This window comes from Alteromonas sp., assembly GCF_984505615.1.
The window spans coordinates 19,851-44,366 of sequence record NZ_CFHOXV010000037.1 but is presented as its reverse complement, the minus strand read 5'-3'; the positions used below and the strand labels follow the sequence as shown (position 1 = coordinate 44,366).

At 49.1% G+C, this 24,516-nt stretch carries 23 protein-coding genes; 6 read left to right on the top strand and 17 right to left on the bottom strand.

From position 1 onward, the window contains the following. Positions 1–92 precede the first annotated feature (92 nt). The 3 genes from AC4PME_RS16620 to AC4PME_RS16610 all read right to left on the bottom strand — a co-directional run bounded on the left by AC4PME_RS16620 (position 93) and on the right by AC4PME_RS16610 (position 2,018). Positions 93–335 carry an EF-hand domain-containing protein gene (locus tag AC4PME_RS16620; protein WP_119501305.1) on the bottom strand — a complete coding sequence of 81 codons (243 nt, stop codon included), beginning with the start codon at positions 333–335 and terminating at the stop codon, positions 93–95. A 59-nt stretch (positions 336–394) separates the two neighbouring features. Beyond that, positions 395–1,393: an oxygen-dependent tRNA uridine(34) hydroxylase TrhO gene (gene trhO, locus AC4PME_RS16615; RefSeq protein WP_491045309.1), complete on the bottom strand. Its 999-nt coding sequence runs from the start codon at positions 1,391–1,393 to the stop codon at positions 395–397. 118 nt (positions 1,394–1,511) lie between these two features. Further along, positions 1,512–2,018 carry a VC2046/SO_2500 family protein gene (locus AC4PME_RS16610; protein WP_491045310.1) on the bottom strand — a complete coding sequence of 169 codons (507 nt, stop codon included), beginning with the start codon at positions 2,016–2,018 and terminating at the stop codon, positions 1,512–1,514. 121 nt (positions 2,019–2,139) lie between these two features. On the opposite strand from AC4PME_RS16610, the gene AC4PME_RS16605 reads away from it, so the two are divergent. Next, positions 2,140–3,780 carry a response regulator gene (locus AC4PME_RS16605; protein WP_491045311.1) on the top strand — a complete coding sequence of 547 codons (1,641 nt, stop codon included), beginning with the start codon at positions 2,140–2,142 and terminating at the stop codon, positions 3,778–3,780. On the opposite strand, the gene AC4PME_RS16600 is transcribed toward AC4PME_RS16605, so the two are convergent. Both AC4PME_RS16600 and AC4PME_RS16595 read right to left on the bottom strand, forming a co-directional pair. Beyond that, positions 3,754–4,707: a DMT family transporter gene (locus AC4PME_RS16600; protein ID WP_474845924.1), complete on the bottom strand. Its 954-nt coding sequence runs from the start codon at positions 4,705–4,707 to the stop codon at positions 3,754–3,756. The genes AC4PME_RS16605 and AC4PME_RS16600 overlap by 27 nt on opposite strands. A gap of 4 nt (positions 4,708–4,711) precedes the next feature. Next, a complete protein-coding gene (locus AC4PME_RS16595; protein WP_491045312.1) occupies positions 4,712–5,557 on the bottom strand; it encodes a DUF6279 family lipoprotein in 846 nt (281 codons plus the stop codon). A 212-nt stretch (positions 5,558–5,769) separates the two neighbouring features. Here AC4PME_RS16595 and AC4PME_RS16590 point away from each other — a divergent pair, with 212 nt between their 5' ends. Further along, positions 5,770–6,768 carry a 6-phosphofructokinase gene (locus tag AC4PME_RS16590; protein ID WP_491045313.1) on the top strand — a complete coding sequence of 333 codons (999 nt, stop codon included), beginning with the start codon at positions 5,770–5,772 and terminating at the stop codon, positions 6,766–6,768. 50 nt (positions 6,769–6,818) lie between these two features. On the opposite strand, the gene AC4PME_RS16585 is transcribed toward AC4PME_RS16590, so the two are convergent. From AC4PME_RS16585 to AC4PME_RS16570, 4 genes are all read right to left on the bottom strand, one after another. Beyond that, positions 6,819–7,646 carry a LytR/AlgR family response regulator transcription factor gene (locus AC4PME_RS16585; RefSeq protein WP_119501298.1) on the bottom strand — a complete coding sequence of 276 codons (828 nt, stop codon included), beginning with the start codon at positions 7,644–7,646 and terminating at the stop codon, positions 6,819–6,821. Positions 7,647–7,656: 10 nt separating this feature from the next. Continuing rightward, positions 7,657–8,721 carry a sensor histidine kinase gene (locus tag AC4PME_RS16580; RefSeq protein WP_491045314.1) on the bottom strand — a complete coding sequence of 355 codons (1,065 nt, stop codon included), beginning with the start codon at positions 8,719–8,721 and terminating at the stop codon, positions 7,657–7,659. 105 nt (positions 8,722–8,826) lie between these two features. Beyond that, complete coding sequence (locus AC4PME_RS16575; RefSeq protein ID WP_119501296.1) at positions 8,827–9,288, bottom strand: Mpo1 family 2-hydroxy fatty acid dioxygenase; 462 nt, start codon at positions 9,286–9,288, stop codon at positions 8,827–8,829. A gap of 59 nt (positions 9,289–9,347) precedes the next feature. Continuing rightward, complete coding sequence (locus AC4PME_RS16570; protein WP_119501295.1) at positions 9,348–10,025, bottom strand: flagellar brake protein; 678 nt, start codon at positions 10,023–10,025, stop codon at positions 9,348–9,350. Between the two features lie 117 nt (positions 10,026–10,142). Between AC4PME_RS16570 and AC4PME_RS16565 the strand changes: the two genes are divergently transcribed. Next, positions 10,143–11,918, top strand: a complete 1,776-nt coding sequence (locus AC4PME_RS16565; RefSeq protein ID WP_119501294.1) for a M61 family metallopeptidase — start codon at positions 10,143–10,145, stop codon at positions 11,916–11,918. A 59-nt stretch (positions 11,919–11,977) separates the two neighbouring features. Here the strand turns inward: AC4PME_RS16565 and AC4PME_RS16560 are convergent, their stop codons facing one another. The 3 genes from AC4PME_RS16560 to yejK form a co-directional block, all read right to left on the bottom strand. Next, complete coding sequence (locus AC4PME_RS16560; RefSeq protein WP_119503387.1) at positions 11,978–12,787, bottom strand: M23 family metallopeptidase; 810 nt, start codon at positions 12,785–12,787, stop codon at positions 11,978–11,980. A 23-nt stretch (positions 12,788–12,810) separates the two neighbouring features. Continuing rightward, on the bottom strand, positions 12,811–13,686 hold the full coding sequence (locus AC4PME_RS16555; RefSeq protein ID WP_119501293.1) for a 6-carboxytetrahydropterin synthase: 876 nt from the start codon (positions 13,684–13,686) through the stop codon (positions 12,811–12,813). Between the two features lie 135 nt (positions 13,687–13,821). Continuing rightward, a complete protein-coding gene (gene yejK / locus AC4PME_RS16550; RefSeq protein ID WP_119501292.1) occupies positions 13,822–14,877 on the bottom strand; it encodes a nucleoid-associated protein YejK in 1,056 nt (351 codons plus the stop codon). Between the two features lie 152 nt (positions 14,878–15,029). Between yejK and AC4PME_RS16545 the strand changes: the two genes are divergently transcribed. Both AC4PME_RS16545 and AC4PME_RS16540 read left to right on the top strand, forming a co-directional pair. Continuing rightward, positions 15,030–15,242 carry a YejL family protein gene (locus AC4PME_RS16545; RefSeq protein ID WP_303574171.1) on the top strand — a complete coding sequence of 71 codons (213 nt, stop codon included), beginning with the start codon at positions 15,030–15,032 and terminating at the stop codon, positions 15,240–15,242. Positions 15,243–15,254: 12 nt separating this feature from the next. Beyond that, on the top strand, positions 15,255–16,772 hold the full coding sequence (locus AC4PME_RS16540; RefSeq protein ID WP_119501290.1) for a DUF3413 domain-containing protein: 1,518 nt from the start codon (positions 15,255–15,257) through the stop codon (positions 16,770–16,772). A gap of 92 nt (positions 16,773–16,864) precedes the next feature. Here AC4PME_RS16540 and AC4PME_RS16535 read toward each other — a convergent pair whose 3' ends face one another. The 5 genes from AC4PME_RS16535 to AC4PME_RS16515 all read right to left on the bottom strand — a co-directional run bounded on the left by AC4PME_RS16535 (position 16,865) and on the right by AC4PME_RS16515 (position 22,582). Then, entirely contained in the window at positions 16,865–17,692 is an 828-nt protein-coding gene (locus tag AC4PME_RS16535; protein ID WP_491045315.1) for a putative RNA methyltransferase, read from the bottom strand. Between the two features lie 157 nt (positions 17,693–17,849). Next, complete coding sequence (gene mmsB / locus AC4PME_RS16530; protein WP_491045316.1) at positions 17,850–18,743, bottom strand: 3-hydroxyisobutyrate dehydrogenase; 894 nt, start codon at positions 18,741–18,743, stop codon at positions 17,850–17,852. Further along, entirely contained in the window at positions 18,740–19,885 is a 1,146-nt protein-coding gene (locus AC4PME_RS16525) for an enoyl-CoA hydratase/isomerase family protein (protein WP_491045317.1), read from the bottom strand. Before AC4PME_RS16525 ends, mmsB begins: the two co-directional genes overlap by 4 nt. A 40-nt stretch (positions 19,886–19,925) precedes the next feature. Next, positions 19,926–21,080, bottom strand: a complete 1,155-nt coding sequence (locus AC4PME_RS16520; RefSeq protein ID WP_491045318.1) for an acyl-CoA dehydrogenase family protein — start codon at positions 21,078–21,080, stop codon at positions 19,926–19,928. Positions 21,081–21,091: 11 nt separating this feature from the next. Continuing rightward, positions 21,092–22,582, bottom strand: coding sequence for a CoA-acylating methylmalonate-semialdehyde dehydrogenase (locus AC4PME_RS16515; RefSeq protein WP_491045319.1), 1,491 nt, complete (start codon positions 22,580–22,582; stop codon positions 21,092–21,094). A gap of 273 nt (positions 22,583–22,855) precedes the next feature. On the opposite strand from AC4PME_RS16515, the gene AC4PME_RS16510 reads away from it, so the two are divergent. Further along, entirely contained in the window at positions 22,856–24,514 is a 1,659-nt protein-coding gene (locus AC4PME_RS16510) for a response regulator (protein ID WP_491045320.1), read from the top strand. Positions 24,515–24,516 lie beyond the last annotated feature (2 nt).

The window sequence follows — 24,516 nt, the reverse complement described above, 5'->3', positions numbered from 1 at the left end:
TTGATTGCCTAACTCTAAGACTAGCTTAGAGGTGAGGCGGACCATCTAATTAAACGGGCTGAATAAGCCCGTTTTTTTAAAACTATGCAGGATTAATATTCCCACCAGCCTTCCTGCCACCAGGCAAGAAACTCTTCAAAATCGATGTAGCCGTCATCATTGTCGTCAATAATTTTGAACCCTTCTTCCACATGGCTCATTTTCGTTTTCGGCGACAATACGGTCAGCAGTTCAATAAATTCAGGCAGATCGATTTGACCGTTACCGTCTTTATCAAAGAAGCTGAAATCACTTTTGATTTCTGCGATTTTTTCTTCTGTAAGTTGGGTGCTCACTTAATGTCCTGATTAATTACGACTTATGAACAAAGTGTACAACCCAACTTCCCGGCTGTCTACTTAACCTGTGCCTGTTTTGCTGCCAGCGCACGTTGACGCTGCTCTTCTGCTTTTTCCTGACGACGTTTTTCCATTGCCAGTCTTGCATCAGAACCCACGTGCTCTTCGCTGCGTGCTTTCGCCAGCTGAACCTGTTTCTCACGCTCGCGGAAGCGGGCAATCTGGTCGTCACTGTGTGTACCGTGACAATGAGGGCAACTCACACCCGGTTCGTACTTATCAGACTGTTTGTCTTCTTCAGTGATCGGCAAACGACAAGCATAGCAGGCATCATACTGACTTTTCTGTAAATCATGATTCACCGCAACACGGTTATCAAATACAAAACAGTCACCTTCCCATAAAGACTCTTCTGCCGGTACATCTTGCAGATATTGCAGAATACCGCCTTCCAGGTGATAAACCTCGTCAAATCCCTGCTCTTTCAGATAAGCCGTGGATTTCTCACAGCGGATACCGCCGGTACAGAACATGGCCACCTTCTTATGTTTTTCCGGGTCCATGTTACCTTTCACATAGTCAGGAAATTCACGGAAGGTCTTTGTTTTTGGATCGACGGCATGTTTGAAAGTACCGATTTCAATCTCGTAATCGTTGCGGGTATCAATAACCAGCACGTCAGGATCACTGATAAGGCCGTTCCAGTCTTTGGGTTTCACGTATGTACCTACCGTATGGCGGGGATCAATACCTTCCACACCCATTGTCACAATCTCTTTTTTCAGTTTTACCTTGGTGCGGTAGAACGGCTGCTCGTCATGCAGGGATTCTTTGTAAGAGATAGGGTTGATTCGCGGGTCGCTGTTCAGATAAGCGAGTAAGTTATCAATCCCTTCCCGGGGACCGGAAACTGTGCCATTGATGCCTTCGCTGGCAAGCAATAATGTGCCTTTGATACCCTGCTCTTCCATCTTTTCGAGGAGCGGCTGGCGCATAGCTTCGTAGTTTTCAAGCGCAACGAATTTGTACATCGCGCAAACGATATATTGAGTCATTTTATATTTACCTTTGCTGATTGGAGCGTAAGACCAGTGCAAATTGCGGCGCGAAATATACCAGAACGTCTGCGATTTTCCAAATCAGCTCAGGATCTAACAAAAAATAAGCGTTTTTTCAGGCAGTCAGCAATGAGGAAGAACCGCTTATCACCTCATCCAGCATAGTTTCATCTACAGGTTCCGGCGGGCGGGAAATATGCTGCAACCGCATACGGGTTGCCAGACTGCAATTTTCCTTAACTTCGGGAGGAATGAGCGTGGCGTTGTCATGGGCACTTAACGGATCAGGGTGCATAGACTGCCATAATGAAAAGGCCGCCGCTGAGCCGGAATTCGCCATCTTTGCCGTGGTATTGAGCGCCATATAATCGGCATCAGAGGGCTTAAGCGGTGGCCGTTTATAGTGATTCAGACGCTCGGGAAAATGAGGATCGCCGGTAACCCCGTCTGCCTCTGCAGGCAACAGTGAAAAGTGCTCAGCACCGGGCTGACAATGCATGGCAAGGAAAAGGGAGAACTGTGCGCCTTTACCTGCCGCACGGGCAAGCTCCCCGTTCCATTCACGATCAGGGATCAGTGCCGGTAGCCGGCCAGAGTCAAAGGGTAAATCGGGTGTACTCATACTGTGCTTATCGGCATTGACCGGGATAACTAAAGACAGATCCGTACAAATTTACATACTTGAACTTTAGGCGTAATGGTCCGATCATTATACTAAAGTCTGGTTTCAGGGTAACAGGTAGATGAATTACGCAGATAAACGTGTACTGATTATAGAAGATCAGCGCCCTTTTCTGCTGGTTTTGCGGGGTCTGCTGCATTCTATGGGTGCAACCGAAGTTGTCACCAAATCCTCCGCAGAGCAGGCGTTATCCCTGTGCCGGAAACGCAAGTTTGATATCATCATCAGCGACCTTCATCTGGGCTCTGACAAAAAGAACGGTTTTGAGTTTATCGAAGAGCTGCGTAGTCAGAAACTGGCAAAACCCTCAACCATTGTGATGTTGATCAGTGCTGACAGCACCCGTCCCTTCGTACTGGGCTCTATTGATCGCGGACCTGACGACTACCTGATAAAACCCTTTTCCCAAAACCAGCTGAAAACCCGTCTTGAACGTGCCTGGAAAAAACGCCAGGCCCTGCTGCCCGTTTATCATGCGCTTCATGAAGGCGATACTGCCCTTGCCCGAAAGCAGGCGGAAAAATTACTTGCTACTAACCGGCCTTACCGTGGTTCGGTTGCACAACTGCTCACCGGCATTTGCTGGCAACAGAAAGATTTCGCCGGTGCTCTGAATGTACTGAGCGATTTTGATACAGACAGACCGGTGCCCTGGTTGCAACTGGCACTGGCTAAAAACTGGTTGAAAATGAATGAGCGGGACAAGGCCCTTTCTATGGCACAAAGCGTTCTGCAACGTAACCGTTTCAGTGCCGAAGCTTATGACGTGGTGGCAGAATGCCAGTTACTCAATAACGACACTGAGCGGGCTGCAGAAACCATACGTCATGCCATCAAAATTTCCCCTTACTGCACAGAGCGTCATCACATTGCCTGTCATATCGCCCGTCAACACAAGGATTTTGTGCTGGCCAGTGAAAGTGCGCAGGCAATCTGGTTGTTGTCCCGTAAAACGGTAAAAGAGCATGCGGATATCTGGTGCAGCTACATTCGCAGTATTCTGGAAGTAGCGGAAAACGCTGAAGATAAGAAAACCCGTAACCGCTATCAGCAGGAAGCCCATCTTGCCGTGCAGCGGGGTAAGTTTGACGATTACCTCAGCCGTAATAACGACGAATTCGATTTCGTGATCTATGAACAAATATTTACAGCCCGTCTTCACAGCATTGAAGGAAAGCTCATCGAAGCTAAGCGGGCGTTGAACAGTGGCCAGGAAGCGATTCAGCACAAATACGAGTCTTATCCGCAAACCTATGCGCCGGACAGTTTAAAAGTGATGTATGCCATCGGCGAGTATGATGAAGCAGACGCTCTGGTGAATGTAATTCGATCAGGTAACCTGCACGATTCTGTAAAACAGATGCTGGATACCGACAAGCAAAAGGCTGCTGAAAAACAACAGCTTTACTCTATGCATAACAAAGAAGGCATTGAACATTATCAGCAGGGCGATTATAAAGCGGCACGCACGTCTTTCACCAAAGCCCTGCAGTTTGCACCGGTGAATACCGGGGTTGCCCTCAACCTGCTGCAATGCGTGATTAAACTGCTGAACACCGATACTAAAGAGCAGCCGGCTTTATTAACAGACAGCAAGCGGTTGCTGAAACTGCTGGATGGTATGTTCATGAAGCCTCAGTTCCTGCAAAAGTTTGAGGAACTGAGAGCAGAATTATCAGGACTTACCGGAAAGGCTGCCTGATAACACTTTAACAGGCTTTTTCCTTCCCAGCGCGGCCATCATCGAGCCGGTGACCACCAGTAATGCTCCGCCATAAGCAACCGTGTCCAGTTCCGGCTGGTGAAAGGTATCAGGCATAATTTTCTCAGCTAACGTCATACTGATAAAAGTAAAGACCGGTTGTACTGCCAGCACGGCGGATACCTTAGACGCATACCAGACACGCATCGCCTCGGTGAAAGCTCCATAGGCAACCAGTGTATTCAGGCAGCAAAACACCAGTGCTGCCATTTGCAATCCGTCCATGGACATCAGCTCTGTCGGGGTACTTAGCGGAATAAGTAACATGCCACCTGCGGCATACATGATGAGTGTGAGTTGTCTGGCTGATAAAGTGCGTAACAATGGTTTTTGCGCCAGTGCATAAATAGCCCATGCGACTGCTGAACCGGCGATGATGAACAGGCCGGCAATGCTTTCTGTTTCTGAGGCAAATATCTGAGGCAACCGCTGATTGAAAAACAATCCCAGCCCGAGGATCAAAAGGCCCGCACCGGCAAACTGCACTTTGGTAAACGACTCTTTGTACAACAACACCCCGCCGGTCATCAGCACAAACGGTGCAATTTGCATGAGAACCTGGGCACTGGACGCACTGAGGTAATTTAATCCCATAACGTTGGTGACATAATTGGTTACCAGCATCACCGTAGCGAGGGCCGCCAGCAACCAGCCATTGCGGGTCAACGATGCGGCAACAGGCAGGCTGCGACGTATTTTAAGAATAAAAAATACCACCAGCCCTGCCGTCAGGAACCGGTAAAAAGTAATTGTCGGGCTGTCCATTACCTTAAGGCAAAGGGTTAACGCTACCGGCAGCACGCCCCACAAAAAAGCGGTCAGCAGTGAAAGTAAAAAACCGTAGACCGGTCTGAGTTGGGATTCCAAGCAGTTATTCGTCCAGCAAATCTTCGAGGCTGGCAATCATATCGTTGATCTCATCCTCCAGCTTGCTTTTTTGCTTCGCTGTCAGAGAACTTGCGACAGATGACGCAAGTCTGGCATGTTGCTGTCGATTGTTTCGCCAGACTTGAAGAAATGCTTCAGACCGGTACTGTTCAGGATTGAGCATCAGCGCAGTAAGCTGCTCAGTAAATTCAGGATTATTCTTACGGCCGGCGAATAACACCCTCGCCCGCTGCTGTAAATCACGCCTGTATGCCAGCCACAATTCCCGTGACGGCATGAAGCCGGGCGCCATATCCTGAATTAACTGTTTTTGTTCCTCTGTCAGCCGGCCGATCCTTTCTTCCATATCCTCTTCCAGGCTTTCTACACGGTCTTCCATGCGTTCCTGTTCTGACCACTCATTGGTTTCTTCTATCTTTTCCTCTGTTTCCTTGTTGTCCTTTTCCAGTGCAGCAAACAGTCTGATCACCTGCTCGTCTGACAGCTCACCCGCCATTGATGCCAGAGGCGGAGTGATTTCCTCCCGCAAACGCTGCCAGTGCTCCGTGGCTTTGGTGTAATGAGACAACAGGCGCTGTTCTGTCAGCCGGTTCTCTGCCAAATCCTCTTTCACCAGTTTGAGATGATTAATGTAGGCGGGCAATTCTTTACTGCGATGCCAGTCAATCCACTTGTCCAGCTGCTTATCAAACATGGCTTCCTGGCGATTATTCAGCTCGATGTAATCATCCATGTACCAGTAAACCAGCCAGTCCAGATTGTTGTATGCCAGTTTACTGCTGCATCCGCCCAGTAATAAGACAAATATAACCGTTACCCATTTTTTCATGACTGTTCCTGCCTGAAACCATTGAACAATGATACGCTCACCTCTATGCTTCACGGTGATGTGTTATCACTATAAAGCCCTGAAAATCACAGTAAATACTATTTAATTTTTAGTAACAATTCTGTCTCTCTGTGGCTTATATGATTCGTATCAACACTTGCAGTTCAACCCGCTGGCATACTTTGCCGGCTCTGATTCAATAAGGACGGAACGTGAACAGTAAAGTAGCCATACTCACCTCGGGAGGAGATGCTCCCGGCATGAATGCCTGTATCCGTGCCATCGTGCTGGTTTGTGAACGGGCCGGCCATGACATCGTCGGTTATTTGCATGGTTATAACGGTTTGCTGTCACAGGAATACATGACGCTGGACAGTCGTCAGGTACACAACCTCGCCCAGCGCGGGGGCACGATTTTACACAGTGCCCGCTGCAAGCCTTTCAAGACAGATGAGTCCGGAAAGCTTGCTGCTGCCAATCTTACTGCGCTCGGTATAGATACCCTCTTTGTCATTGGGGGCGACGGCTCTTTTCGCGGCGCGGCCCATCTCGGAAAATTCTGGCAGGGTCAGATCATTGGGTTACCGGGTACCATTGATAACGACATTAACGGCACAGACGCCACTATCGGCTATTTCACTGCAATTGAAACCGCTGTCCAGTCCGTGGATAAAGTACGGGATACTGCTGATGCATTTGAGCGTGTTTTTCTGGTAGAAGTGATGGGCAGACATGCCGGTTTCCTCGGCTTGAACGGCGCAATTGCCTCAGCGTCAGACTATGTCATTTTGCCGGAACTGTTTGAAAGCGAAGAAAAGACATTAAAAGACATCCTGACTCAGCTCAATGAACGCCGGGAACAACGCGGTAACGTGAGTTATATCATCGTGCTGGCGGAAAATCTCTGGCCCGGCGGGATTGCTGATTTAGCCTCACGACTGGAATCGCTTACTGAAACGGAAGTGCGTCCTGTTATTCTCGGGCATGTGCAGCGGGGCGGCTCGCCGGTCTCTCAGGACAGGTTGCTGGCACTTAAGCTGGGGGCCTATGCGGCAACTCTGACGGGCAGTGCTGTAACCGGCGTAATGATTGGAGAACTACATGGCAAACCGGTTCAGGTTCCTCTGGAAGACACCTGGAAGCAACGTAAACCGCTGGATGACCTGTCAGTTGATACCATGAAACTACTTATGAACAACCGTTATGCGTAACCTGTTACCGGGAGGATAAATTAAAAAACGGAGCATAATGCTCCGTTTTTCTACATCTTCATCGCAGCTTTGACTTTATCGCGGTGACTGCGGCTGACTTTCAGCTCGGTGTCATTCTGCAGAATAAGGTGATACTCGCCACTGATATGACTCACCAGCTTCTTAACGAAGCGGATATTGGCAATGGCAGAACGGTGAACTCTCACGAACCACTGAGGGTTCAGTTCCTGTTCCAGTTCCTTCATGGTTTTACGCATGATATGCATACCATCCAGCGCATGAACACACATGTAGTCACCGGCAGCGTCAATCCACTGGATGTCCTGCACGGCAACACGGGTCACTTCAGAGCCGTCTTTAATGGCCAGTACTTCCGGATAAGGATTGGTGTCGATAGACTCGCCGCTGGCAAGTTTACGGAGAATTTCGTTGGTATCATCACCGGTAAGCTCAGCCACCAGATTTACCAGCTTGCGGGACTGCTCATCCTGGTCACGGGTAGTGAAATACTCTCTTACTTTCACCAGCGCATCTGACAATCTGGCATCATCAGCCGGTTTCAGCAAATAATCAACTGCATGAATATCAAACGCTTTAATAGCATAGCTGTCATAAGCGGTGACAAATACAATCATCGGAATTGGCTGGTTCAGTTCACGGAGTTTGTGAATGACCTGAAACCCGTTCAGACCCGGCATCTGGATATCCAGAAAAACCAAATCAGGCCGGTTTTTAGAAATTACGCTTACCGCATCCAGACCATTCTGGCATTCCGCCACCACTTCTACATCAGCGTGACGTTCCAGACGTGTGCGTAACCCTTTCCTTGCCAACGGCTCGTCGTCTACCACGACAGTTTTTATTTTACGATCACTCATGCTTTACGTCTTATACTTCGTAAGGGATCCGCAGTCTCACACGTATGCCTGACGGCTGATTATGTTCAACCGAAAAAGCAAAATTACGCTGATATAAAGACTGCAGACGTTCCTTTATATTCACTAACCCCACACCGTTTTCACGATGCAGCTGACCATCCTTTATTTCCGCACCGGGCCCGTTATCAGCGACATCCATTAACAGGTCGTTGCCAAAGGTACGTGCAGAAATAGAAATTTGACCGCCGTTCTCCATAGTGGATATGGCGTGTTTAATTGCATTTTCAATAAGCGGTTGCAAAATCATCCCCGGCACCAGGGCTGACTCACAATCAGGTTCAATATCCCATACTACATCTAATCTGTCATCAAATCGTACTTTTTCTATTTCAAGATACAAACGCAGTACTTTGATTTCTTCACCCAAAGTAACCCGCTTAATGGGATCATTATCCAGAGAATAGCGTAAAAAGTCCGATAACCGTGACACCATGGCTTCTGCAATATCATTTTCTTTCAGCAGGATCAGCGTGGAAATGGCGTTCAGTGTATTAAACAGGAAGTGAGGGTTAAGCTGATAGCGCAACATTTTAATATGCGCCTGATGCGCCATGGTACTGGCTTTTAATGCATTCTGCTTTTCTTTTTGCAGCATCTGGAAGTTCTTGATACCAAAATAGGTACCCGTCCAGCAGCCCACCATGATCAGAGAATTGATCGTATTGGTAAAGTACAGATACCAGGCATCAGGCCGGTAGCCGTGCTTATAGATTTCCCAGTAGTTAACGTTCTTTACTACTGCCCATACCAGCGCCACCACATAACAGGCGAGAATGACGGTAGTAATCATTTTCAAAGGAGCCAGTTTTCTGGCCCAACGAAACACATACCGTAACGGAATGGTCAGTAACCAGCCGGCATAAGCATTGAGCAAAATGATAAAGACCCAGATAGGCCGGACATCATGAAGAAACGAACCAATATAATAAATTAACGCAAAACCCGCCCAGCCCACGCTGTGCAAGGTCCAGAATAAGCGTTCGTTACTTTCGAATAACTGTTGCCAACGACTCACTTTATTACCGTAAAATCAAATAGTAATTTCAATTATACGCATATTAAACGGGTTCATGGCAATCTTGGTCGTGCTTCCCCGGCACCTTGTCGCAGTGGATTTTGCTTAATAACTTATATTTAAGCGCTTAAACCAGTGAGTCCACCACCAGGCCGGGCCAATGAGTAAAAAACGGATATCATCGAAAAACGATGGCTTCCTGCCTTCGATTTTGTGACCGGCAAACTGCAGGATCCACATGACAATAAACAAGATAAGACAAAATTCCCACACAGCCACAGGACTGCCATCAATCAGATTGATGACACCGAAACTGATAATTGTCAGTAGCGTCATAGCCGCGCCTACCGGACCGGACAGGCGGAAATAGTAGTACAGGACAGGCAGCACCAGCAAATGGGCCCAGGTGAGATCGGTTTGCTGCAGAAAGCCGGGGAGCGGAATACTCCATATTAAACCCAGGGTAACGAGGTAAATAGACGGCACCGCAACGGCGTGGATTAACACATTCGTTTTATTCTGGTGGCTTTCCGAGTATTGCAATAACAACTTGTCAATCTGTCGCATATCAATAACGCTCCGTAAATGGATCCGCCGGCGGTAACGGAAAGCCTGAGCTTTTTCTGCTATAGAGCCAGAATATAGCGTTCAATTAAGGTTTCGACCGCCTTTTGCTCATTGGTAAACTGAATACCGTAATAATAGTATCCTTTTACTTCGGCAACGTTCCGCACGTTGCTGTCTATCCTAATGGTTTCACCATCCAATTTACAGCCCAATGTTATTTTTTTGTTAACTTCAAGCTTGCTATCCTCTGAACCCGTTTTTATGGCCAGTTTGCAGCCCGTTTTCGATACATCAATAATCAGGCCCCGGACTCTTTCCTGCTCTTCCTGATCTAAATAAACACTGACAGGAATGCCCGGCTGGGAACGCCGGTCACTGCGTAGTCCCATGGTTTGCAGCTTAGACGGAAATCCGGTGATAAGAATACTCACCGGTTTGCTGAAACACTTTAAAATTGTAGTTTTGAAGGCAATAACCTGCCCCAGCCCGCCTTCGATCACAAACCTCACGACCACTTCATTGCCGGCAACAAGATAATCACGGATGTTCGCCCATTTATGGGTATTTGGTACCTGAAAGATAAATGCGTTAGGAATATCCATACCCACATAGTGCGTTTTAAGGCGTTGCGGTGCAGTAGGTGTCTCTATCTGTAAATCGACAACGGTGCCGGGCGCCAAGCTTTTCAATGCAGTCATGTCATCTTTACTTAAAGAGGTGGTTTCGGCTTTACTCACAGCAGGCTGTACTCCTTTTCAGTCAGTGACATTATCATACTCCCTTTTCGCTGATGCTGACAAAAAGTCCGGTGTGATGCATGATAGCACTCTGCATGACTTTTCACGGATATTTACATGACTTCTTTGCGATACGATCTTTCCGTCCGCTCCCGCTCTCAACATCTTTTCGCAGTAACCCTCACAATTCCCGCCTGCGACACTGATGTACTGACGTTGAGCTTACCGGCGTGGATCCCGGGCAGCTATATGGTGCGGGATTTCGCCAGACACATCATCACACTGACAGCTGCAGACAACGCAGGCAATGTTTTACCTGTTACAAAAACAGATAAACAGACCTGGCAAATTAAAGCGGGTAAACAGCCAGTCACTGTTGAATACACCGTTTATGCCTTTGATCTCTCCGTACGTGCAGCTTACCTTAACGACGAATACGGCTTTATCAACGGCACCAGTGTCTTCTTGCAGGTCAACGACCTCCCCGCAGCATCCTGTGAAGTGACGGTATCTTTACCTGAATCCTTAAGCCACTGGCATGTAGAAACCAGTATGCAGCCTGATGACACAAATGGTACACATTTTATCTGCGAAGATTACGCGGAGCTTATCGATCACCCTGTATTCATGGGTGAGTGTGTGCTCGACAGTGTAACGGTTCAGGGCGTGGAATTTGTGTTCCTTTTTAGTGGCAAAACGCCGGTAAACACGAAAAGAATATGCGAAGACATGGTGCCGGTTTGTGAGCATCACCTTAATTTATTCGGTCAGCCCTCGCCCGTGGACCGCTATGTGTTCATGACGTTGCTGAGCGAAAGTGGCTTTGGCGGCCTTGAGCACCGCAGTTCTACGGCCCTGCTCTACCCACGGTTTGACTTACCGCTGGAACGTGAAGGCGGCGGCAAAACTGATCAGTACGTCACCTTTCTGAGCCTCTGCTGTCATGAATTGTTTCACACCTGGCATGTTAAACGCCTGCGTCCTTCCGTTTTCCTGAAACCGGATTTAAGCGCAGAAGTCTATACCCCCCAGCTTTGGATTTATGAGGGCTTTACCAGCTTTTATGACGATGTGACGCTGGCAAGAACGGGCCTTATCAGCCCTGAAAAATATCTGGAAATTGTTGGTCAGAACCTCACCCGTTTACAGTTGACAGCGGGACGTTTCAAACAGTCAGTGGCAGAGTCCAGTTTTGATGCATGGACCAAGTTCTACAAACAGGATGCATCAGCTCCCAACAATATTGTGAGTTACTATGTAAAAGGCGGCATCATTGCCTTTGGACTTGATTTGCTGTTACGCAGAAAGTCGCAGGGTAACGTGTCGCTGGACAGTTTAATGCAGGCACTGTGGCAGCAATTCGGTGCAGAGGAGACCGGCACCCCTGATGATGTGATTGAGACAGTTTGCCGTGAAACTTTTAATATTGATGTATCAGAGTATCTTCAGGCTGTTGTTTACGGCAAAGAAGACGTGCCCCTGAATCAGTGGCTGGCTGATATTGGCGTAACGCTGCATACAAGACCGAAAAACTCAGCATCTGACCGCGGTGGTGTACCGCCCTTACCGGCTTACCAGAAACACCATTTAGGGGCTGCCATTAAAAATGCAGAAACCGGCGTAACGGTTCAGGTTGTATTTGAAGATGGTGCAGCTTGCCGGGCAGGACTACAGGTAAACGACAGGATCATTGCACTGGATGGCTACGTAGTGAATGACATTCTGCTACAGCGTTTGCTGAATCAAACCGGTGAATCTGCGTTGCCGCTGACAGTACTGCGTGATGGCCGTTTGCTGACGTTATCACTGCCTGTGCTTGAAGAGCGGCAGGAAGCCTGTTACTTCACCATTGAAGATAAGGAAAAGCTGGCAGCATGGCTGGCTACAGCATAAATGATTCAGCCCCTTGCAGGGGCTGATTACTTTTACAGGGTTAACTGAAAAATAAGTGATTACTGGCGGGGCGGTACCAGTAACGCTGGATCCAGCCTGGTTTTACCCAGGTTAAGCCGCCAGTCAAGATGTGGACCTGTTGCTCTGCCGGTCGCACCGATGGTGCCGATAGCGTCGCCCTGTGCGACCACATCCCCGGCTTTCACCTTCGAAGAGTCAAGGTGCAGAAACGTAGAGAACACACCCATACCATGATCGAGAATCACGGTATTGCCGCTGTAATACAAATCATCTGATAATTTCACCACACCCGCTGCGGGAGCGATAACAGGCGTACCGGTTGGTGCACCAACGTCAACGCCATAATGCGGCGCTTTAGGAATACCGTTAAGCACCCGCTGGCTACCGTATACGCCGGTTACCGGGCCTTCTGCCGGCCAGATAAAACCGGTAAATACAGCATCCAGATCAGAGATATTTCCGCGGGCATTAGCTACTACAGTACTGTCTCTTCGAATACGTTTAAGTGTTTCTTCCGGCGGCGAAACCATGGAAGATTTTAAACCGTCAATACGCTGTATGTTGTACTGCCGCTTTTCCAGTTCAATGTCTCTTGAACCTGTTGTGCCGTCAGGCAGCGTCCAGGACAAAGTATGATTAAGTGCTGATTCACGGGCGAAACCAAATACAAATTTGCCCTGCGCATTGAGCTTGAGTGCTTCGCCATTCAATGTAACCTGACTTCCGGGCGGCAACTGCCCACGAAACAGACTGCCCTGCGTAAATTTACCATTCAGAACCAGCGCACCGGCTTCAGAGGCTTCACTGGCAGCAAGGCTTTGCTGCAAGGAAAAAACAGACAGAGAAATCAGCGCAGTGAGAGCCAGCGGGATCAATCGCACACCAGTGCTCCTTTTCCTACGCCTTCATAAGCCAGCACTTTCACAGAGCCACCGTTCTGGCGGGCTTTTTCTTCATCAAAAATAAACTGAGCCAGACATTCCACGGTGGAATCAGTAGTTATGACTTCACAATCTGATTCAGGCAACAATATTTCAAAGTAGCCTTGCGATGATTCATAGGCAAAACAGCAGTACTCTCTGTCTGCCGGCACAGTGCCTGATGCCTGACGGGCTGAAAAAGCCAGCCTGTCTTCTTCCGAGGCAATATAAATATCTTCCCAGCGTGATGCCCAGTATTGCTGACTCTCGAGACTATTTTCACCGTTTACAAACACGTCGATTTTAGAACGGTGACCATGAGCAATACGCTGGCAATTGCCATCGTGTTTTTTCAGGCCATGAGTGTAGTGATAGAACGGCGTGGTGATCACTTCGGTGCGCAGAATAAGCTCAAGGTTATCTACGTTTTCCGGCAGATGAGTAGCAATCACTTCGCGGAGATAGCTGCCGGTGGAGTCCTTAGTAACCGTTTCACCGTAGATGAAAGCGTAAGCCTCTGCCGGACAATATAGCTGAATCACCCTGCCGTCGTTGCAGGTAAACCGTACATCCACATGTTCACTGTTGTCTTCATGCACAATCGCCACGTTGGCGTAGTCAGCAGGTACCAGCAATTTATGGTCGACATAATCATCAATCAGTCGCTTCAGGTTTTTTTTCACCTTACCGAAGTCCTGAATCATACTCTCATCGTTAAGATCGCCGGACAGGATCACATCCACGATCCAGCTTTCTCCCACCATTCCCCGCTCAGGGCACAGGTAAGAAAAATCCATGACGGTGAGGTCGTTGACAAATAATTGCATGTAAAACCTTGTTACCGGAACTTAAACTGCCGGCATTATACGATAAATTAAACAAAGCAGGCAGGTTTCACCTGCCTGCTTACGAACGTTGGCCCGCATTTCGTTACTGTTACGGGTGAATAACGGCTATTGTACCTAATTTTTTGACTGTCTGGTCAACTGGTCTTTCAAATTTGGCGGAATACCTTTAATGGTCAGTGTGTCTGACACCGGGTCGTAGATGATTTTGTCACCCAGTAGTTTACGTTCAAAGCTCAGGGAAATACCGCCCCCCTGTCCGGTAAATTTAGCCAGCTGACGCAGCGCAGCAGGATCCGGCTGAATATTCTCTTCCAGCGGTGCCTCAAGCGTTTGTGTGAACGCCTCAAAACTGTGTTCGCTGTCACTGTCCGGTGATAACCGTCCGGATAACTCTTTAATCGACAGACTTTCACCACTGTCTATCTTCTCTTTGAAATAAGACTTTACTTCATCACGGTGCTGTTGCTGTTCTTCACGGTCAAGATTCTCGCTGGCCAGATAAGCATCTACCGAAGAAATCAGCTGTTTGTTCTGCTGTTTAATGTCCACCAGCTCTTCGCAACCGATAAAATCCATGAAGAAATCAGACACCTTGCGGCCCATGAGTCCTTTAATAAAGCTTACGTAGCGCTTTTGTTCCGGCTGGATCTCAAGTTGTGTAAGGTCAATGCGTACTGCCAGTTGCATCTTCGCCAAATCAAGGTGCTCGCGGGCATTCAGCTCCAGTGCCTGATTGATTTCCACGTGGGAACGGGTATTCAGTAACGTGATCATCAGATACTGGGTTGCCAGAAACTCATACTGGCAGAAAATCAGAAAACCTGTTTGCACTGTACCGGTATCGGTCAGGGCTTTAATCAGCTTGTCACCGGAAGTCAGCGTAAAGGCATGGAAGATATCTTCCAGGTTGTCCACGCGCTCTTTTTGCGCGTGCATGAATTCAGCCAGTGACGTTTTAAAAGGAATGGTATCTTCACCGCCTGCAGCTTCTTCAGTGAAATGGCCCACACCTTTTCCGGGCTTGCTGTTAAAGCTGTGATTGATCTGATGAGCCAGTGATTCGATTTCCGGCGTCACCGCAAGACACTTGTCCCGTGGAATGATGGACAGCTTGTCTTCGCCGCTGACGACTAACCGGTGAACAACAAAATGATGAATCAGTGCACTCATAGTCTATCTGGGATCCTGTTTAGTTGAGAATTTACAGTGGAATTCGCGGGATTTACGAATGAATGATTGTTATCACTCAGACAACGATTATAATCATTTAAAATTAAATTCCATTCTTTTTTAGTAAAGAAAACAGTAAAAGAGGCGTCACAATGCCCCAGCAAAGCCGTTATTCCGATTCGGATTTTGAAGCGCTAATGAATAAAGTCATCCTCACACTCGAGGAAAATGAGGCCAGTCGTGATTTACAGCTCATGGTATTGGGCAATGTCATCACCCACATTCTTAATACACAGGTTCCCGCTGCTAACCGCAAAGCCATGGCGGAACAATTCGCTTCGGTATTACAGAAAAGTGTTAACTAACAGGGCTGAATAATGATTTTAGCGGAGTCACCTCGCCGTCAGCGGGTCACACGCCTGGTAAACTGGGGCCACTGGTTCGCGCTGGCTAACATAGCCATCGCCATGATCATCGCCTCAGTATTTATATTTTCCTCTCCTTCACCGGGTACGGCCTTAGGTGCCTTGTATCTGGTATTTAACTGGTTCGGTCATATTGGTTTTATGACCTTCTCCGGTTTTGTCATATTCATTCTGCCGTTGTGCTACCTGGCGACAAACCCGAGAATTATCAAGTTTGCCGCATCCGCCATCGCGGCTACCGGGCTGGCATTGATGGCGTTTGACGCCCTGCTGTTCAACCGCACCGGCTTTCATTTAAGCTTCAGTTCTGCCGATTTACTGCGCAACGAAGCACAAAATCAAATCAGTCAGTTTGGTTTACAACAGTGGATGTACTTATTACTGCTGTTTATGGTCTGGCTTGGTTTTCAGCTTGTGCTGGCCAATGCGTTATGGAAACGTGTGGAGCGTTTACAGCATCACAAAATCGGTACGCCGGTAACCGGTTTTTTCCTAACCTGTTTTGTCGCCAGCCATGCGATTCATGTGTGGGCTGATGCTGAGTTGTATCAGCCTATCGTGAAACAGGACAATATGTTTCCGTTGTCCTATCCGGCTACGGCAAAAACCACCATGTCCCGCTATGGCCTGCTGGATCTGGAACGCTACAAGGAACGCAAACAGCTACAGTTTGATCCGCAAATTCATCAGGTGACCTACCCCACGGAACCGGTTTACTGCAATATTGAAGCTGACCGTACCCTGGCGCTGGTCGTGCAAACAGACGATACACCGTTGCCGGACATGCCACAGTTTGATCTCAGAGAAATGAACAACTATTTCTCTACAGCTTCGTCACTGGACGGCTTGATCCTGACTACCCTGTTCGGTGTGCCGGAAATTTACCGCGATACACTGGAACAGAAAAGACCGGTTCTGCTGGCCTTACCCGTGGGTCTGGGTATGCCTGTGTCTATTCACGTCGATGAAGCACTGCCTGCCAGTATGCTTGACGGTTACCGACAGCCTGTCAGTAATAATCATGCCGGATTGCACATTGCCTTCCTGTCGGGTGACAAAATTGCAGATATGCTGAGCGACGATGTGTTTGCGCAAAGTGACGTGATCATTGCCACCGGGTTCTCTGAAGATGGCGGTACCCGCCGTGGAAAACTGCTTACGACGCTGGATGTGAAAGGCAGTATTGCCAGCACCGAAGATTTAGCGCCTACGGTACTCAATGCATTAGGCTGCGCAGCGCCGGTCCAGTTCTACTCCACCGGACAAAATTTGTTGCAACCACAACGTAACTGGCTGGTGAGTACGTCCGGTGAAAAAGTGGTAGTGCTGCATAATCAGCAAATGATTGAAGTGCTGAGTAACGGCAGCTTTGAAATATCGGATATTGACAGCCGTGAGCGAAGCAACGACCCGTTAAATGTGGATTTACTCAGCCGTGCCATCAAGCACCTGACCCATTTTTCACGGTAGAGTCGTTACGGTATTTATTTCACCTCTCCTGAATGATGGGAATGGGAAATTCAGAAACGCTGCCTTATACGGCAGCGTTTTTATTTCGCCTTCTATTTTTGCTTCGCCTGCCATAAGGAAACATAAAAATCCGCTTCAACCTCTGTCAGCGACCGGCACAACGAAGCCTGAGTACTTTCATCCAGACGCCAGGCAAACGGTGTCATCTGAAGCAGCGCCTTCCGTTGCGAATCATTTTCAAGAGTGGCCTGCCAGTGAATCCGCTGCCGGCTCAACAGGGTAAAGCCTGGTCTCTCATCTGCTGGCAATTCATGTTCACGGGGGGTTTTATAAGCAGCTTTTTTCAGTGCCATCAAATGTGCCGGGCCCGGTGTAACATGGAGTAATAAACCCTGAGGCTTGAGAACGCGGGCAAACTCGTCGTCACTGCCCGGGGCAAAAACCTGAAGCATCAGGTCGATTTGGCTGTCCTGAACCGGTAAATCAAAACTGCTGGCCACAACAAACTGCGCATCCCTGTGCTGTCTGGCGGCTAAATCCACTGCGCTTTTGGAAATATCACTGCCACTGGCCACCACAGACTTTCCGGCCGCTTCCAGCGCAGATCTAATCACATGTAAATACGTGCCTTCACCGCACCCTGCATCATAAAGAACAACGGCTCCTGTCGCAGACATCACATCGCTTTTTGTTATCACGTCAGCCATCTTGTCCATCAACGGCTGATAAACCCGGTATTGATGGAAAGTCTGTCTGGCGTCGAGCATGGCTTTATTGTCGCCGGGATCTTTGGTGCTTTTTTTATGTACAGGCAACAGGTTAACGTATCCCCGCCTGGATACATCAAAACTATGATTGTTGTTACAGCGCCATGTGTCACCGCACACCAGCGGAGACTGACAAAGAGGGCATTGCCACATAAAGTAAACCTGTTCTGCCTGTGAAAACGCAGGGAATGTAACAGAATGAGAACGAACTGCAAGGTTCAAAAAGATGAAGCCGGCTGCCCGTTAATGTTACCTGTGGAATAACATTAACGGGACGAGACGGCTTTTCTAAAGGAAGGTAGTACTTTGATCAGATAGTATCTTTACTGAAAAGCGTGAATATACTGGAGAAATCCAGCTCACTGTTCCCTTTACGCTGATGCATCCGGTAAAGCTGTTGTGCCGCTGACCCCATGGGCAGCGAACTGCCTGTTTTAGCGCCGGTGTCCATCGCCAGGCCAAGATCTTTATTCATCAGTTTGACCATAAAGCCTCCCTGATAAGCATTGGATGACGGCACAGACTCCATCACCCCGGGACACGGATTGTATTTCTGCAGGGTCCAGTTGCAACCGGAGCTCTGTAACATAATGTCAGACATGACTTTCGGATCCAGCCCGTTATCGATGGCAAGTTGCAGTGCTTCCGAAGTGCCGGCCATCAGCACAGCCAGTAACATATTATTGCAAATTTTGGCAACCTGACCGGCACCGGTATCCCCTGCATGAAACAGGTTTTGCCCCATGACATTCAGCAGAGGTGATGCCTGCTCCACCACTTCTGCCTTGCCGCCCGCAATGAATGTCAGGGTACCGGCTGTGGCGCCGGCAACGCCGCCGGAAACCGGCGCATCGATAAAGCGATGACCCGCCTGCTCTGCTGCATGGCCGGTTTCTCTGGCAGTGTCTGCATCAATGGTACTGCAGTCGATAAGCAAACAGGATGTGTTCAGTGAAGCCAGAATCCCTGCTTCACCACAATATAAACTGCGTACATGGGCGGCAGCTGGCAGCATGGTAATCACCGCTTCTGCCTGCGACACGGCATCAGACACACTTGCCGCTTTACGGGCTCCTGTGTCACACAGCGCATCCATTGCACTTTCCACCAGATCGAAAACCGTCACGTTATATCCGGCTTTAATCAGATTCGCCGCCATGGGCGAGCCCATATTGCCAAGACCTATAAAAGTAATGTTTTTCATATTGATTCTCCCAGTCCGGCCAGCGGGTGACCTGACTGCCAGGGGGATGAGAAGAACGGATCAATGTCCGAATCAGGGATCCCGGCCACGGAGTTAAACCGCCAGCCCGGTTTGCCGTCTTTATCTATCAGCAACGCCCTGATCCCTTCCTGTAATTCACCGTATTGTGCACAATGGCAGGCCATATTCAGTTCCATCCTGAAACTGTCTGCCAGAGACTGTGTTTTACCTTTCTGAAACTGGCGGTAAAACAGCGCAGCCGTGAGTGATGAGCCGGATGCCAGCGCCTGTTGAGCTTTTAACATCCATTTGTCACCACCGGCATCGATAGCTGTAATGGCAGCAACGACGTCCTGTACAGACGGAAATGAGCAGGCTGCATTGATACGTTCAAGCCATGGCGCAATCCGGTCATCGGGCTGACTGCTTTCAATTGACGCATCTGCTGTACCGGCATTCAGGCTCTCCGCCAGCATACTGGTTACATCCTCACGGCTGCCTGATTTCCACTCAGTGCTTTTCCATTGCGTAATAAGATCAGCCAGTTCGTTGTGGGCACGCAGATGGTCGGCCAGACCATACTTGACGGCTTCAGCACCATTTACCTGCGCTGCAGTCAGGCCGAGGAACAGGCCGAGTTGTCCGGTTAAGCGGGGAAGAAAGTAACTGCCTCCCACATCAGGAAATAAGCCAATCGTCACTTCAGGCATGGCAAGGCGGCTTTTATCTGTCACCACCCGGTGAGAAGCGCCCTGCAACAAACCCATACCGCCCCCCATCACAATGCCGTCGCCCCACACCACAACAGGTTTAGGGTAAGTATGCAGGGTGTAATCGAGTTTGTATTCCACGGTAAAGAAATCACGAATAAACGGGGGAATCGTTCCGGGCGCGGATTTCATCGCATGATACATGGAAACAATATCGCCACCGGCACAAAAGGCCTTCTCACCGGCACCGTCTATAATGATGAACAGAACATCTTCCTGCTGTGCCCATATTTTCAGCTGGTTCAGCATGGCTGATGCCATATCAAGATCCAGCGCATTCAGCGACGCTGGCTTATTCAATGTAATGTGCCCTGCTATCCGGCCACAACCGGTGCGGTATTCATTTATAATAATGCGTTGTTCTGCAGACATGACCTGTCCTTTGAAAGAGCTGTTGATGCCCGTTACTGTGTCAGAGAATGTCATTCATTTCACCCATCAGACGGCGGCCAATGATCACTCGCATGATTTCATTAGTGCCTTCCAGGATCTGATGCACTCTCACATCTCTTACGTGCCGCTCCAGCGGATATTCTTTAATATAGCCATATCCGCCGTGTACCTGCAGCGCTTCGTTACACACCATAAACCCGGTGTCTGTGGCAAAACGTTTGGCCATTGCGCAATAAGTGGTTTTGTCTTTGTCATTGCAGTCAAGCTTCCAGGCCGCCAGTCTCACCAGTTGCCTGGCTGCCACCAGCTCTGTGGCCATATCGGCCATTTTAAACTGAATAGCCTGAAACGCCCCCACCGGCTTACCGAACTGCTCACGCTCCTGAATATAGGTTGCTGCGGTTTCCAGTGCCTGCTGCGCCGTGCCCACAGAACAGGTCGCGATGTTCACACGCCCCCCATCCAGACCCTGCATCGCCAGACGAAACCCTTCACCTTCTGCGCCCAGTAAACTGCTTTCATCTACCATCACATTATCGAATGTGATCATGCGGGTAGGCTGTGCATTCCAGCCCATTTTTTCTTCGGCTTTGCCGTATGTCACCCCTTCAGCGTTAGCCGGTACCACAAAGGCAGATATTCCCGACGGACCCGGCCCGCCGGTTCGGGCCATGACTACCAGCACATCTGTCGCGCCGGCGCCGGAAATAAATACCTTTGCCCCGTTCAGACGATAGCCGTCAGGGGTGCGTTCCGCTTTGGTTTTAAGTGAAGCCGCATCAGAACCGGCGCCCGGCTCGGTAAGGCAATACGACGCCAGTTTTTCTCCGCTCACCAGTGAGTCGCACCAGCGGCTTTTTATCTCCTCTGAGCCATAGGATGCAATCATCCATGTCGCCATATTGTGGATTGTCAGCATGGCCGTGGTGGTGGTGCATCCCATAGCCAGTTGCTCGAAAATCAACGAAGAGTCGAGCCTGGATAAGCCCAGACCACCAGCGTCTTCGGGGGTGTATAACCCGCAGAAACCGAGTTCGCCGGCCTTTTTAATGGCCTCAACCGGAAAGTGATGCTCTCTGTCCCACTGTGCGGCAAACGGTGCAAATTCCTGCCTTGCAAACTGACGTGCAGTGTCTGTGAATGCCAGTTGCTCTTCATTTAATGAAAAATCCATCGTCGTCTCCTCTAATCCATCGAAATAGTCAGGTTCGGACCACCCGGAATATCATCATCCAGCCAGCGACTGGTTACCGTTTTAGTTTCGGTATAAAAGCGGATTGCCTGTTTACCGTAAGCATGTAAATCGCCGTAAAACGAATTTTTCCAGCCGGTAAACGAAAAGAATGGCAGCGGCACAGGGATCGGCACATTAATACCCACCTGACCCACGGTAACTTCACGCTGATACTTTCTGGCCGCTGCACCGCTGTTAGTGAATATGCTGGTACCGTTGCCATAAGGATTATTGTTTACCAGCTTCAGTGCATCCTCCAGAGACTCTGCCCGCATGCAGGACAAGACGGGGCCGAAAATCTCTTCTTTATAGATGGTCATTTCCGGTGTTACCCGGTCAAACACCACCGGGCCTACCCAGTTACCCTTTTCACATCCCGGGACAGTAAAGTCAGAACCGTCAGCCAGACATTCTGCCCCTTCTTCCTTACCGGCTTTAATCAGGGATAACACACGTTGTTTTGCTGCTGCAGAAATCAGCGGACCAAAACCGGCTTCGGGGTCATTCCACAGGCCCGGTTTAATTTCACTGATGCGTTTAGCCAGCTCAGGGATCCACTTTTCAGACCCGCCCACAAACACCGCGGCAGAAATTGCCATACAACGCTGCCCGGCTGCCCCGACCGATGCACCCACGAGGTTATTCAGAACATGTTCTTTGTTCGCGTCGGGCATGATCACGGTATGGTTCTTCGCACCGGCGAAGCACTGGGCACGTTTTAGGTTTGCGGTGGCAGTTTTGTAAATGTACTGACCAACAGGAACAGAACCCACAAACGACACGGCTTTAATGTCTCCATGATGAAGCAGAACATCAACCTGCTCTTTACCGCCGTGCACCACATTCAGCACGCCTGCCGGCGCACCGGCTTGCATAAACAGCTCTGCCAGGCGGTTAGGCGTCAGCGGATCCTGCTCAGAAGGCTTCAGTACAAAGGTATTGCCGCAGGCAATGGCCAGAGGAAACATCCACAGCGGGATCATAGCCGGAAAATTAAACGGGGTGATGCCGGCGCATACTCCCAGCGGCTGAATATAGCTGGCGGTATCTATGTTACGGGCAACGTTTTCAACCGTTTCGCCCATCATCAGGGACGGCACGTTCATCGCCTGTTCAACCACTTCAATACCGCGCCATACATCACCTTTGGCATCGTCAAAGGTCTTGCCGGTCTCGCTGGCAAGCAATGTCGCCAGTTCGTCATGATGCGTTTTCAGTAACGCCTGGTAACGCATCATCAGACGGGCCCGTTCGGTCACCGGCACATCACGCCAGCTTTCAAACGCTTTTGCAGCACTGACAACGGCTGCATGCATGTCGTTATGTGATGCACTGCAAATTTGTGCAATGGGTTCATTGGTGGCGGGGTTGGTAACGACAATCCTGTCTTCAGACTGTCCGTTTACCCATTCCCCGTTTATCAGCATCGGCACCTGTTGCATAAGGTTCTCTTGTTAGTGAATACCCTGTTACCTTAAACAATCACACAGGTTTACGTAAACGTTAACGTAAAACAAATAAAACTATTTTGTAAATATATTGTGACATGACAGATGTTCCGGGCGACAAACCAGACTACCGGTATACCAGTAAATAATGCCTGCTCCCGGGACTATTATCTTTTCGTATAGATGACGAACCGTCAAAGCGCTGATATATTTATTAAATTCCGGTATGACAAAGTTCGTACTTTCATTACATTACTGGTGCCCTTCATGCCTTACCGTCTGGCTATTATCGAAGACAATGCCACTGCGCGTTCAGCAATAAGAAGCCACCTTTTGCCTGTGGGCGAATTCGAAATCAGCAGTTTCAGTAACGGCGCAGAGCTCAAGTCAGCCCTGCGCCGGCAACACTTTGAAATTATTCTGATGGACTTTCACCTCGGGCAAGGTAAAAACGGTGTGGAATGGGTACATCAACTCCGGCAAAGCCAGTTTATCCGGCCCAGTACCGGTATCGTGTTTATTACGGCAGACCGGCTGCCACAAACGGTAGGCCAGATCATCGATGCACAGCCGGATTTGCTGATCATCAAGCCCTACAACATTGCCACCCTTTCACGTGGTCTCAGTCACTACCTCAGTTACCGGAATTATGTCAAACAGGCACTCAATGCACTGGACAATAACGATCCCGCCGGCGCGCTGCAAATTGTGGCGAAACTGAATAATCAGAAAACGCCGGCAAAGCTCAAAAACGATGTGCTGAAACTTCACGCCAGGATCCTGTTTCAGAATGGTCAGTTACTGGCGGCTAAAGCACTATACGAGTCTGTGCTGGCGCGCTCAGAACGTGTGCTCTGGGCCCAGTGGGGAAAAATAAAATGCGAGTACCTGGCGGGTAACTGGGCAGACTGTAAAGAAGAATTGTCCGATCTGATGACCAATTCACTGGCACGGGATAAGGCATTTGAGTGGCTCGCCTGTCTGTGTTTTGAACAGGAGGCCTGGTCGCAGGCAGAGTTCTATCTGAACCACATCAAAACCAGTGACTTAAGTGTACCGGCCACACGATTGAAGTCGTTAACTTATCAAAAGCAGGACAAAGTACTGGAAGGGATCGAACTGCTGCAGAAGAAACGTGATTACAACCGCAGTACCCGGGACAGGTTTAACGAATTCACCTTTGAGCTGGCAGAGTTTTATCTCTCTATCGCGGAAGAGCAGCCAAAATCTAACCGGGACGAAAGCCTGACTCAGGCCCGCCGGCTGGTAGGGATTGCAGGACGTAATCAGAACGATCAGCAACAATTACAGAAGAAAGACTATCTTCTTGCCTTCGCTGCGGTGCTTGAAAATGACCCGGCAAAAGCGGAGCAATACCTGACTCACGAACACATGGACATGTTTGTGCGCACCGATCCCGCCACCCTCATCGTGGCCGCCAAAATCAATAATGCGCTAGGCAATACAGAGAAAGCCAAAGACTTACTGGCTATGGCACATGAGAGAAATCATCTGGACGATGATTTGTCTGCGCAAACATTAAACGAGAGTGTACTGACCCGGGCTGAAAAAAGTATGGGGCTGGCCAGTGAGAGAGCGCTGAAGCTGAATGAAACGGGCATGCGGATGTTTATTAGTAAAGATTATGTCCGTGCAATGTATTACTTCTATCAGGCCTTTCAGATGATGCCGGCAACGCAGGCATTCGGACTCAACCTGCTGCAGTGTATGCTGGAATCCCGTCATCACAGTTACCGTAATTACACCGTCGCCACATTACTGGACAAAATTGATACCGGTGCGCTGAATAATGCCAACAGACAACGTTTGCTCAGGTTGAGAAAAGTTGCCGAAGCCGACGCGGCTTACTTTCTGACAGCGACACCGGTAACACCGGCAGACGACACACAAGCCTCTGCCGGCTAGCC